The sequence below is a fragment of the Promicromonospora xylanilytica genome, assembly GCF_054782895.1.
Genome location: NZ_BAAGRP010000020.1, coordinates 45,243 through 57,086 on the forward strand (window position 1 = coordinate 45,243; position 11,844 = coordinate 57,086).

Annotated in this window: 9 protein-coding genes; 7 read left to right on the plus strand and 2 right to left on the minus strand. The window is 71.2% G+C overall.

Annotated elements, in window-relative coordinates; all coding sequences use genetic code 11:
• Positions 1-103: 103 nt before the first annotated feature.
• Complete coding sequence (locus ACYVK7_RS16735) at positions 104-1,237, minus strand: mannose-1-phosphate guanylyltransferase (protein WP_460888854.1); 1,134 nt, start codon at positions 1,235-1,237, stop codon at positions 104-106.
• A 270-nt stretch (positions 1,238-1,507) separates the two neighbouring features.
• Here ACYVK7_RS16735 and sdhC point away from each other — a divergent pair, with 270 nt between their 5' ends.
• The 4 genes from sdhC to ACYVK7_RS16755 are packed head-to-tail and all read left to right on the plus strand — an operon-like array spanning position 1,508 to position 4,999.
• Positions 1,508-1,891, plus strand: a complete 384-nt coding sequence (gene sdhC, locus ACYVK7_RS16740) for a succinate dehydrogenase, cytochrome b556 subunit (RefSeq protein WP_460888855.1) — start codon at positions 1,508-1,510, stop codon at positions 1,889-1,891.
• Positions 1,891-2,349, plus strand: coding sequence for a succinate dehydrogenase hydrophobic membrane anchor subunit (locus ACYVK7_RS16745; RefSeq protein ID WP_460888856.1), 459 nt, complete (start codon positions 1,891-1,893; stop codon positions 2,347-2,349). Before sdhC ends, ACYVK7_RS16745 begins: the two co-directional genes overlap by 1 nt.
• 59 nt (positions 2,350-2,408) lie before the next feature.
• Positions 2,409-4,241 (plus strand): succinate dehydrogenase flavoprotein subunit, encoded by a 1,833-nt coding sequence (gene sdhA / locus ACYVK7_RS16750; protein ID WP_460888857.1) that lies wholly within the window; start codon positions 2,409-2,411, stop codon positions 4,239-4,241.
• Positions 4,241-4,999 carry a succinate dehydrogenase iron-sulfur subunit gene (locus ACYVK7_RS16755; RefSeq protein ID WP_460888858.1) on the plus strand — a complete coding sequence of 253 codons (759 nt, stop codon included), beginning with the start codon at positions 4,241-4,243 and terminating at the stop codon, positions 4,997-4,999. Before sdhA ends, ACYVK7_RS16755 begins: the two co-directional genes overlap by 1 nt.
• Positions 5,000-5,088: 89 nt before the next feature.
• Here the strand turns inward: ACYVK7_RS16755 and ACYVK7_RS16760 are convergent, their stop codons facing one another.
• Entirely contained in the window at positions 5,089-5,958 is an 870-nt protein-coding gene (locus ACYVK7_RS16760) for a YihY/virulence factor BrkB family protein (protein WP_460888859.1), read from the minus strand.
• Positions 5,959-6,187: 229 nt separating this feature from the next.
• Between ACYVK7_RS16760 and ACYVK7_RS16765 the strand changes: the two genes are divergently transcribed.
• From ACYVK7_RS16765 to ACYVK7_RS16775, 3 genes are all read left to right on the plus strand, one after another.
• On the plus strand, positions 6,188-9,076 hold the full coding sequence (locus ACYVK7_RS16765) for an AfsR/SARP family transcriptional regulator (RefSeq protein ID WP_460888860.1): 2,889 nt from the start codon (positions 6,188-6,190) through the stop codon (positions 9,074-9,076).
• Positions 9,077-9,207: 131 nt separating this feature from the next.
• Positions 9,208-10,032 carry a peptidase inhibitor family I36 protein gene (locus tag ACYVK7_RS16770; RefSeq protein WP_460888861.1) on the plus strand — a complete coding sequence of 275 codons (825 nt, stop codon included), beginning with the start codon at positions 9,208-9,210 and terminating at the stop codon, positions 10,030-10,032.
• A 114-nt stretch (positions 10,033-10,146) separates the two neighbouring features.
• Entirely contained in the window at positions 10,147-11,826 is a 1,680-nt protein-coding gene (locus ACYVK7_RS16775; protein ID WP_460888862.1) for a peptidase inhibitor family I36 protein, read from the plus strand.
• The last annotated feature ends 18 nt before the right edge of the window (positions 11,827-11,844 follow it).

Here is an 11,844-nt window from a genome sequence, read left to right on the forward strand (position 1 = left end):
GTCGGGTTCACCTGACCCACGGTATCGCTGTCCGGCCCGCGAGACACGGCGGTCCGTAATTCGTCCCACCATGCGGACGGCCGCGGGATCCGACACCCCTGTGTCAGAGCAGGTCCTCGCGGCCTCGCTCCCGCACCGCTGCCACGACGTCCTTCACCTGCTGCGCCCGGGCACGCGTGGTGACCAGCAGCGCGTCGGGCGTGTCCACGACGACCACGTCGTCCAGCCCCAGCACCGTCACCAGGCGGCCCGACGCCGGGACCACCACCGAGCCGGCGCTGTCGATGCGGAGCACGTCGGCCGGGTCCCCGAGCACCTTGGCGCCGCTCTCGTCGTCGGACGGCAGGAGGACGGCGAGCGAGTTGTAGTCCCCGACGTCGTCCCAGCCGAACGTGCCCGGCACCACGGCGACGCCGCCCGCCGCGGCGACCGGCTCGGCCACCGCGTGGTCGATGGCGATCTTCTCCAGACCCGGCCACACGTCCGCGAGCACGGCCGCACGGCGCGGGGTGTCCCACGCGTCCGCGACGAGCCGCAGCGAGTCGTGCAGCTGGGGGCGCTGCTCGGCGAGGTGGCCCAGCAGCACCGAGGTGCGCGAGACGAACATCCCGGCGTTCCACCGGTACTCGCCCGAGGCGAGGTAGGTCCGCGCGGTCGCCGCGTCGGGCTTCTCCGTGAAGCTCCGCACGTGCAGCGTGTGCGGTGCGCCGTCGACCCCGAGCGGCTCGCCCGAACGCACGTAGCCGAACGCGACCGACGGCCGGGAGGCGGCGATGCCCACCGTCGTCACGTAACCGGCCCGCGCCGCCACGACCGCCTCGCGCACCGCGAGGTCGAACGCGCGCGTGCCATGGATCACGTGGTCAGCGGCGAACGACCCGATGACGACGTCGCCATGGCGCTTCTCCAGCACGGCGGCCGCAAGGCCGATCGCCGCCATCGACTCGCGAGGCGAGGGCTCGGCGAGCACCGCGTCGTCGGAGAGGCCGGGCAGCTGCGCGCGGCAGGCCGCCACGTGCTGCTCCCCGGTGACCAGGATGACGCCGTCGGGCCCGGCCAGGGGACGCAGCCGGTGCTCGGTCGCCTGCAGCAGGGACCTGCCCGAGCCGACGAGGTCGTGCAGGAACTTGGGCTCCCCGCCCCGCGAGAGGGGCCAGAGCCGGGTGCCGGACCCACCGGCCGGTACCACTGCGAAGAAGTCGTCGATCGGGGACGATGGGGCGGCGGCCGAAGTCATGCCCCGCAATATGTCAGCCCGACCGCGTCCCCGCAGCCAAAACTTGCCAGAATCCGGGCGAACCCTGGCTGATCCCAGGGGCGGTTCCGGGCAGCAACGCGCGAGCAACCTGACGGGTGCCCGAAGCGACGACATCTCCCCTGTGGGATCAGTCACAAATGCCGTGTCTTGATGCCCGTAAGGGCTACCGGGCGGCGATCGAGGCGACCAGTTGTCATTACAGTGGGGACCAGCCACCCCCAGCCGTTTCAGCCATAGGAGGCTCCCGAAGTGCCCACCGCACCAGCAGGCACGTTATACCGCGGCCGTGAAGGCATGTGGTCCTGGGTCGCGCACCGCGTGACCGGCGTGCTGATCTTCTTCTTCTTGCTCGTGCACGTGCTCGACACAGCGCTGGTGCGCGTGTCTCCCGAGGCGTACAACGCAGCGATCGGCACGTACCAGACACCGATCATGGGGCTGGGCGAGGCGGGCCTCGTGGCCGCGATCGTCTTCCACGCCTTCAACGGCATCCGCATCCTCCTGGTGGACTTCTGGGCCAAGGGCCCCAGGTACCAGAAGACGATGCTCTGGGTGGTCATCGGTCTCTTCGTCGTGACGATGGCGGGCTTCCTGCCGCGGCACCTCATCAACGTCTTCACCGGGGGTCACTGATGGCGAACGCAACCGCGGCGAGGGTCGCCTCCCCCCGCTCCCCGTACGAGCGCCGCAGGACGACGCGCGGCAACTACGAGCTGTACTCCTGGGTCTTCATGCGGGCGTCCGGCGTGGTGCTGCTCGTCCTCATCTTCGGTCACCTGTTCGTGAACCTGATGGTCGGCGACGGCGTGCACGCCATCGACTTCGGCTTCGTGGCCGGCAAGTGGGCCAGCCCGATGTGGCAGGTCTGGGACCTGCTCATGCTGTGGCTGGCAATGATCCACGGCACCAACGGCGTGCGCACCATCATCAACGACTACGCCACCCGGGACCTGACCCGCGGCATCCTCAAGGGCCTGCTCTACCTGGCGTTCGTCGTCGTGGTCGTGCTCGGCACCCTCGTGATCTTCACGTTCGACCCGTGCCCCCCGGACGCTCCCGCTGAGCTGATCGCCTCCTTCTGCACGGCATAGCACCACGCACGTCCCCAGCCCCACACTCCGAAACTCTTCAGCAGGAGGCATCGAGCCCGATGCAGACCCATCAGTACGACGTCGTCATCGTCGGCGCGGGCGGCGCAGGTATGCGCGCGGCCCTCGAGTCGTCGAAGGAGGCCCGCACCGCGGTGATCTCCAAGCTGTACCCCACCCGCTCCCACACCGGTGCCGCCCAGGGCGGTATGGCGGCAGCCCTCGCGAACGTCGAGGACGACAACTGGGAGTGGCACACGTTCGACACCGTCAAGGGCGGTGACTACCTCGTCGACCAGGACGCGGCCGAGATCCTCGCCAAGGAGGCGATCGAGTCGGTCCTCGACCTGGAGCGGATGGGCCTCCCGTTCAACCGCACCCCCGAGGGCAAGATCGACCAGCGCCGCTTCGGTGGGCACACCCGCGACCACGGCCAGTCCGCCGTGCGCCGCGCGTGCTACGCCGCCGACCGCACCGGCCACATGATCCTCCAGACGCTGTACCAGAACTGCGTCAAGCAGGAGGTGGAGTTCTTCAACGAGTTCTACGTCCTGGACCTCATCACGGACCACGACCTCACGACCGAGGAGATCGCGGCCGGCGAGGAGGTCAACGCGACCGGTGTAGTGGCCTACGACCTGGCCACCGGCGAGCTCCACGTGTTCCAGGCCAAGTCGATCATCTTCGCCACCGGCGGCGCCGGGAAGATCTTCAAGACCACCTCGAACGCGCACACCCTCACGGGTGACGGCATGGCCCTGGCGTACCGCCGCGGCCTGCCGCTGGAGGACATGGAGTTCTTCCAGTTCCACCCGACGGGCCTCGCCGGCCTGGGCATCCTCCTGTCGGAGGCGGCCCGTGGCGAGGGCGGCATCCTGCGCAACTCCGAGGGTGAGCGCTTCATGGAGCGCTACGCCCCCACCATCAAGGACCTCGCACCACGTGACATCGTGGCCCGGTCGATGGCGAACGAGGTGCGCGAGGGCCGCGGCGCCGGTCCGAACAAGGACTACGTGCTGCTCGACCTGACGCACCTGGAGCCCGCGCACATCGACGCCAAGCTCCCGGACATCACCGAGTTCGCGCGCACCTACCTCGGCATCGAGCCGTACACCGAGCCCGTACCCGTGTACCCGACGGCGCACTACGCCATGGGCGGTGTGCCGACCAACGTCAAGGGCGAGGTGCTCCGCGACGGGGTCAACGTGGTCAAGGGCCTCTACGCCGCCGGCGAGGTCGCCTGCGTGTCCGTGCACGGGTCCAACCGGCTCGGCACCAACTCGCTGCTCGACATCAACGTGTTCGGCAAGCGCTCCGGCCGGGCGGCCGCCGAGTATGCCAAGACGGCGGAGTTCCACGAGCTGCCGGAGGACCCGACGGTCCGCGTGGTCGCGCAGCTCGACGAGATGCGCAACCGCCCCGACGGCGAGCGTGTGGCCGACATCCGCAAGGCGCTCCAGGACACCATGGACCTCAACGCCCAGGTGTTCCGCACGGGCGAGTCGCTGAACGAGGCCCTCGCGGACATCCGCGCGCTGCAGAAGCGGTACCGCAACGCCTCGGTGCAGGACAAGGGCAAGCTCTTCAACACGGACCTCCTCGAGGCCATCGAGCTGGGCTTCCTGCTCGACATCGCGGAGGTCACCGTGGTCGCGGCCATCAACCGCAAGGAGTCCCGCGGCGGTCACTACCGGGAGGACTACCCGGACCGCGACGACGCCCACTACATGCTGCACACGATGGCCTACCGTCGCCCGCCAGAGGCCTCGGACCAGGCCGAGGGCCACATCGAGGGCTACTTCGACCACGTCGAGGAGTTCGACGGCTACAAGGTCGTCCTGGGCTCCAAGCCCGTTATCCAGACCCGGTACGAGCCGATGGAGCGTAAGTACTGATGACTGCCACTCTCGAAGCCGCCGCACCGTCCCCCGCGGGCGAGATCCCCTCGTTCACGGTCACGCTGCGGGTCCGGCGATTCAACCCCGAGGTGGCCGAGGAGGCCACCTGGGAGGACTTCACGGTCGAGGCCCACGGCACCGACCGGGTGCTCGACGCGCTGCACAAGATCAAGTGGGACATGGACGGTTCGCTCACGTTCCGCCGGTCCTGTGCGCACGGGGTCTGCGGTTCGGACGCGGTGCGGATCAACGGCCGCAACCGCCTGGCCTGCAAGACGCTGCTCAAGGACGTCAACCCCGACAAGCCGATCACGGTCGAGCCCATCAAGGGCCTGCCCGTGATCAAGGACCTCGTCGTGGACATGGAGCCGTTCTTCGCCTCCTACCGCGAGATCATGCCGTTCCTCATCACGTCCGGCAACGAGCCCTCCAAGGAGCGCTACCAGTCCCCCGAGGACCGCGCCCGGTTCGACGACACCACCAAGTGCATCCTGTGCGCCGCGTGCACCTCGTCGTGCCCGGTGTTCTGGACGGACGGCCAGTACTTCGGCCCGGCCGCGATCGTGAACGCGCACCGCTTCATCTTCGACAGCCGTGACGAGGGCGGGTCGCAGCGCCTGGAGATCCTCAACGACAAGGAGGGCGTGTGGCGGTGCCGCACGACCTTCAACTGCACCGAGGCCTGCCCGCGGGGCATCGAGGTCACGAAGGCCATCCAGGAGGTCAAGCGCGCGATGATCACCCGCGCGTTCTGACCTGGTCCTGCCGAGGTAGTCGTCTGGCGAGGTAGTCACCCAGTTCGCGCTGGGTGACTACCTCGCTGGGTGACTACCTCGCCAGACGACTACCTCGGCGGGTCGGACATCCAGGCCGTGGCCAGCAGGAGCACCCTGGCCAGGAGGTTGACCAGGACCAGGATGGTGACCACCACCGCGAAGGACGCGAGCAGGGCGTTACGGGCCGCGGCGGTCGCGACGACCTCCGTGCCGAGGTAGCGCAGGACCCCGGCCACCACGCCGACGGCGAGGGATCCGGTCAGCAGGTCCCGCAGGGGCACGTGCATCCCGCCGACAAAACGCACGACGGCGGCGACGACCGCCGCATCGAGCGCGAGGGTGACCACGGCGCCCCCTGCCCGCACACCGAACGAGACCGCCGCGCCCTCCACGCCCAGGCTCTCCAGCGTCCAGGGCACCGCCACCGAGACCGCGACGCTCGCGGCCGCGGTGACCAGCACGCCGACGCCGAGCAGCACGAAGCCCAGGAGCTGCCGCAGGCGATCGGTCACCGGGTTGGCGCCGTTCTCGGTCACCCCGAACATCGCGCGCACCGACGTGCGCAGCGCCCCCATGAAGTTCGTGGCGGACCAGAGCAGCACCGCGACGGCGACGACGGACGTCCAGCTCAGGCCGGTCGAGAGCACCAGGTCGGCCGGCGATAGCACGCCCCCGTCTCCGGTGTCCACGAGCCCAGGGATCCAGGTGTCCACCTGGGTGAGCACGGCGTCCCGCAGTTCGGCACTCCCGCCGAGAACTCGCACGAACAGCGTGTAGCCGATCGTGAGGGCGGCGAAGAGGGAGAACAGCGCGGCGTACGCCATTCCGCCGCAGAGCACGGACCCGTTCGCGAGGTCGTACCGGGCCAGCGCGCGGCCGGCGCGCGTCGCCTCCCAGCGGGCCCAGGCCGCTTGCCCGAGCTCGATCATCCGTCTCATCGCCCAGAGCCTATGCGGCATGGACGCGCTCGGCGCTGGGTGAGCACCGTCGTCGGGGACGAACCGCGCGCGGCCGGACGCCGACCCCGGCGTAAACACCCGGTGACGGATGCGGACAGGGCCAAATGCCACCGAGCGCGGCAAATCGCCCGCACGTTAGCATCTATCGACGCTGGTCAGGCCAGCGACGACGTCGGCGGCCCTCGTGGGGGACGAATGGAGCTCTGCCATGCGCGTCAGAATCCTGGGACCTGTGGAGATCAGCGACGGCCGGACCTGGCGTCCGGTGACCGGCCGGGGAGGCGCCGTGCTCGGCAGCCTCGTCGCCCGAGCGCCGCGCCCGGCGACCGTCGACGAGATCATCGACGACGTCTGGGGCGGCCGGGCGCCGAAGTCCGCACCCACCCAGGTCTACGGCAGCGTGCACAAGCTCCGGCAGCTCCTGCGCGACGGTTGCGACGGTGACGACGGCGCCGCGCTGCGGCGGTCGGACAAGGGCTACCTGCTGTCCGTCGGGCACCTCGGCGTGGACGCCGACCGGTTCGCGTCCGGCATCGAGGCAGGGCTCGAGCTGTTCCGGACCGGCATGCCGCACGAGGCCTCGGCAGCGCTGGGCGAGGCCCTGGCTCTGTGGCGCGGGGCGCCGTTCGACGGCGTGCCGCCGGGCAGCGCCGCGACGGCGCTGGCCCTGCGCCTGGAGAACCTGCGGGCGACCGCGGTGCAGCACCGCCTGGAGGCGCGCATCGAGTGCGGCGAGCACGCCGACGTCATCGGCGAGCTGCACGAGCAGGTCGACCGGAACCCGTTCCGGGAGGACCTGTGGCGCCACCTGCTCGTCGCCCTCTACCGCTCCGGGCGCGAGGCCGAGGCACTCCAGGAGTACGGCCGGCTGCGCCAGACCCTGACCGACGAGCTGGGGACCGACCCGAGCCGAACCACCCAGGCCGTGTACCAGCAGATCCTGGACCGGAGGCTGCCGCCCGCGACGTCGTCGGCAGGTGCGGTGGCGCATCCCCCCGTTCCGCCCGGCCGGCCGGACACCGAGCCCACACCGGCGCCGGCGCCGGTCCGCCAGCTCCCGCCGGGCGTGGCGGACTTCGCCGGACGCACCCACGAGGTGGCGACCCTCGAGTCCTTCGTGGACGAGCACGGCTCCGCGGAGGCGCCCCTGGTCGTGGTGGTGAGCGGCGCACCAGGCACCGGCAAGTCGACGCTCGCCGTGCACCTGGCCCGCTCGATCCGCGACCGGTACCCCGACGCGCAGTTCTACCTCGACCTCGCCGGAACGTCCCCGAGCCCCCGCGAGCCCGACGAGCTCCTCGCGACGATGCTGCACTCGCTCGGGAGGTTCGGGCACCCGCTGCCCGGCTCGGTCGGCGCACGCTCGGCCCTGCTGCGCTCCCTGCTCGCCGAGCGGCGCACCCTCCTGGTGCTCGACGACGCGGCCGGCGCCGCCCAGGTGCTCCCCCTGCTCCCGCCGAACGGCGCGTCGACGGTCATCGTCACGAGCCGGTCCGCGCTCACCGACCTGCCCGGCGCCCGCCACCTGCACATCGACACGCTGCAGCCCGACGACGCCGGGCAGCTCCTCGCCCAGATCGTCGGCCGGGACCGGGTCGACCTTGAGCCGGCCGAGGCGCGCTCCATCGTGCGGCTGTGCGGCTACCTCCCGCTGTCGATCCGGATCATCGGCGGCCGGCTCCTCGGGCGGCCGTCCTGGCCGCTGCGCCAGCTCCGCCTCCGGCTCTCCGACGAGTCACGGCGCCTGGCGGAGATGCGGCTGGGCGATCTCGACCTGCGCGCCAGCCTCGACCTCTCGCTCACCTCCCTGGACCCCGGCACGACGCTCGCGTTCGACCTCTTCGGCCTCCTCGGCCCGCACGACGTGCCCGGCTGGGTGCTGGGCGCGCTCCTGGACCGGCCCGACCACGAGCACCTGCTGGACCTCCTGGTCGACGCCGGCCTGCTGCACCCGGCCCGGCAGGACGGCGTGGGCCAGGCGCGCTACCGGATGCACGACCTCGTGCGGGCGCACGCGCGCCAACGAGCACTCGACCGCGGGCCGGAGGTGTGCCGGGCGGCCGTCCGGCGCGTGGTGCGCACCTGGGAACAGCTCGTGCGGCACCAGCGCACCGGCCGCCCGCCGAGCCTGTTCGACCCGCTCGACACCGACCCGCTCGACACCGACCCGCTCGACGCTCCCGCGCACGGCGACCCCGCGCCGGTACCACTGCTCGCGCAGCGGCTCGACGGGGACGCGCCTGCCTGGCTCGCCGCGGAACGCCAGGCGCTGCTGGCGGCCGTGCGGCTCGCGCGGGACTGGGAGCTGGCCGGACCGGGCCGACGCCTCGTCAGCGCCCTCGCCTGCTTCTACGACGAGCAGGCACTCTACGACGACTGGCGCACCGGCCACGAGATCATGCTGGCCTGCCCCGGCCTGGACGCAGCGGACCGCGGGGAGCTGCTGCGTGGGCTGGGCCAGGTGCTCGTCTACACGGGCGACCTCGAAGCGGCCGCCGAACACTTCCAGGACGCGATCGCCGCTCACGAGTCGGCCGGCCAGACCACGGGAGCCGCGCTGGCCCTGGCGAGCCTCGGGACGATCCACCGCCTCCGCGGACGGCTCGCGCAGGCGGAGGACAGCGTGCGCACGGCGCTCGCCGTGGTGGTCGAGACCGGCGACGCTCCCAAGGAGTCGCTGCTCCGCGGCTCGATCGGCCGGGTGCTGGCGGCCCAGGGCAGGCCGGCGCAGGCGCGGCCCTGGTACGACGAGGCGCTGCGGCTCGCCAGGGCGTGCGGCGACGTGCACAGGGAGGCGGTCACCCTGCGGGACATCGGCGCGCTCGAGCACGAGTCCGGACGGTCGAGCCCGGCCGCCGCTTACCTGGAGCGGTCTCTCGCGCTCTTCCGCGAGCTCGGCGACGAGCGCTGCACCGCCATGACCCTGCTGCGGACCGGGCCGGTGCTCACCGACCTGGCCGACCCGGCGGGAGCCAGGTTCGCGCTGACCGAGGCCGCCAGGCTCTTCCACCTGGCCGGCCTGTGGGACGAGGAGGACCGGTGCCGGTCCCTCCTGAGCGACCTCGACGCCGCGCTGCTCACCCCTCCCGTGCCGTGATCGCACGGGTCCGTTCCCTGGCATAGGTCGGAGATAGATCGAAACAAGAAGTGGAGCGCACACTCGTGCCCGCACCCCCGTGATCCGTCTGGAACGAGCAAGGGAGCGACATGGAACAGGTGAGGAACCGTATGGCCGCGGCTTTCGTCGTGGTCCTGACGATGCTGGGCAGCCTCCTGGTAGGCACCCTGACCGCCGCACCGGCACAAGCAGCCACCCGCGACGGCGTCTGCGACGCAGGCGAGATCTGCTTCTACTACAACAGCGACAACGCCGGGTCCATCTCCGACCACGGCAAGTCCGACGTCGCCAACTACGGCACCGACCCCGCCACCTGCTACGTCTTCCGCACCGCAGGCAGGGCCGGCTACAACCAGTGCATCAAGAACAACGTCGCCTCCGTGTGGAACCGCACCGGCGTCAAGGTCCGCGTCCACTACAACTCCAGCTTCGGCGGAGCCTGGGACGCCGTCGCCGCCGGCGCCAAGCGCAACCTGTCCGCCGCCATCAAGAACAACAACGCCTCCCACGACGTCGCCCCGCTGCGCACGGAGACCTGCAAGAACTCCTTCGGCAACCCGCGGAGCTGCGCCGGCGCGGTGACCTGGGCCAAGAGCAAGGTCGGCGCCACCGGCTGGGGTGGCCTGTGCGACAGGTTCGTCGCGAACGCCTACGGCCACGCCAACAGCGGTTCGACGAGCGCCATCGTGCACTGGGGCCAGATTCCCTCCTCGCACCGGAACGCCGGTGACCGGAGCGTCCCCGCCGGCGGGCTGGCGTTCTTCCGGGGCGGCGAGTACGGCCACGTCATGATCTCGGTGGGCGGCGGCACGTTCGTCTCCAACGACATCGACGGCTACAACCGGATCTCCAACGCCACGATCGCGGAGGTCGAGAACGAGTGGGGGTACACGTACCTGGGCTGGGCGCAGCCCTGGTTCCAGGTCAACCACTGACCTGACGCCACGCCCGCGCCGCACGACGCCGGGCTTCTCATCACCGGGGACACGCCCGCACGGGCGTGTCCCCGGCACGTCCCGAACGATCCGTACCCAGCACCGGGAGAGAACATGGCACGAAGGATGAGGCGCCTCGCCGCGATCGCGGCCACCGTGGTCATGGTGGCCGTCGGGCTCGTCGCGCCGGGCACGGCCGCGCAGGCCGCCGGGACCCGCGACGGCGTCTGCGACAGCGGGGAGTTCTGCTACTACTACAACAGCGACCAGGCCGGGTCCGTGTCGGACTTCGACGTGTCGGTGAGCGACTACGGCACCGAACAGCCGTCGTGCTACGACTTCAAGGGACCAGGCGCCGGCCAGGGGTCGTGCATCAAGAACGACGCGGCCTCGGTCTGGAACCGCTCGGGCAAGGCGGTACGGGTCTACTACAACTCGGGGTACGGCGGCACCTACCAGCAGGTCGCGGCGGGCGGCAAGGCGAACCTGAACGCCACCCTGAAGAACAACAACGCCTCGCACCGGTTCGGCCCGTTCCTCACGGCGCCGCCGTCGCACGCGAGCTACTACATCTCGGTCCAGGACACCGGCTGGGCGTACGACACCGGCTGCACGATGGGGACGCGGGACGCGAACAGGTCCGGCACGCAGACCACCGTCGTGGTCCTCGCCTTCGGCAAGACGACGCTCAGCTCCAGCGGCGTGCACCTGCTGTCCTACTTCGGTGGCACCGACCGGAGGTTCAGCGCCGCACGGCAGATGGTCGTCGCGATGGGCAAGGGATACGACGCCTGCACCGGTGCCGACACCGCGTCTCGCCTGCGCATCGGCCTCGGCACAAACAACACCCCTGGCAGCGCGCTGACCGCGGCTGCGGGCGCCGCGCTGGCCACGGCGGCGAAGAACGCGGCGGCCGACCTGGCGAGCTACCCGCAGGCCACCGCGTGGGGCGCGAACGACTTCGAGGCCTGGGGCTCGACGTCCGGCCTGAACGCCCAGTCGCGCACGTGGCTGAACGGCTACAACGGGGTCTCGGGCCGGCGCCCGCTGGTCAACTTCGGGAGCGCGGACGGATGCCCGACGACGTCCGTGCCCTCAGCAGGCAGCTGCAACCCCGGGCTGACCGCCGACACCATCTGGTATCTCTCGACCAGCGGGGCCGCCAGGCCGCTGCCCGAGATCTACACCACGTCCGGCTCGCAGGCCAAGCAGTGGAAGTACCTCTCCCTCTACGCCTACGCCAGGGGCGCCAAGCTGACGTTCCCCGGTGTCATGTCGCAGCGCGGCGCCTGCGAGCAGCGCGGCTGCACAGGGACCGACAACACCCCGGCCGCCTCGTGGCTGCAGCTGAACGAGCAGGTCGACGGCGACAGCCGCACCGCGACCGACCCCGGTGCGCCGACCAGCATCTACTGGCAGGAGGACGTGGTCGCCGCGAAGACGTCGGCGACGGCGTCCGCCGGCACGCGCTCGGCGGTCCTGCCTGCCGGCATCCTCGAGGACACCGAGGCACCGGTCCGGGGCGCCGACCTGCTCGGCAGCAACCGGTGGGTCGGCCACGTGGACGGCCGCACGCTGATGGTCTGGGCCGGCCGCTCGGGCGAGAACGGCAGCATCGGGCGAGTGCTGGTCGCTCGGACCGGCACCGGTCTGATGGCGGCGGAGCAGGAGCTGCTCGACCTGCCGGGCAGCGGCGCGCTGCGGGTGGTCGCAGCGCGCGGCGGTGTGGTCGACCTGGTCGACGCGCACGGTGACCGCCACCTGCTCGACGTCACGACCGGGACGTTCGGCTGACCCTGCCCCGCATCACCG

Bases quoted from the DNA above. Each gene is read 5' to 3' on its own strand.
- sdhA (WP_460888857.1), top strand. From the start codon at position 2,409: ATGCAGACCCATCAGTACGACGTCGTCATCGTCGGCGCGGGCGGCGCA.
- ACYVK7_RS16770 (WP_460888861.1), top strand. From the start codon at position 9,208: ATGGCCGCGGCTTTCGTCGTGGTCCTGACGATGCTGGGCAGCCTCCTG.
- ACYVK7_RS16745 (WP_460888856.1), top strand. From the start codon at position 1,891: ATGGCGAACGCAACCGCGGCGAGGGTCGCCTCCCCCCGCTCCCCGTAC.
- ACYVK7_RS16775 (WP_460888862.1), top strand. From the start codon at position 10,147: ATGGCACGAAGGATGAGGCGCCTCGCCGCGATCGCGGCCACCGTGGTC.
- ACYVK7_RS16760 (WP_460888859.1), bottom strand. From the start codon at position 5,958: ATGAGACGGATGATCGAGCTCGGGCAAGCGGCCTGGGCCCGCTGGGAG.
- ACYVK7_RS16755 (WP_460888858.1), top strand. From the start codon at position 4,241: ATGACTGCCACTCTCGAAGCCGCCGCACCGTCCCCCGCGGGCGAGATC.
- ACYVK7_RS16765 (WP_460888860.1), top strand. From the start codon at position 6,188: ATGCGCGTCAGAATCCTGGGACCTGTGGAGATCAGCGACGGCCGGACC.
- ACYVK7_RS16735 (WP_460888854.1), bottom strand. From the start codon at position 1,237: ATGACTTCGGCCGCCGCCCCATCGTCCCCGATCGACGACTTCTTCGCA.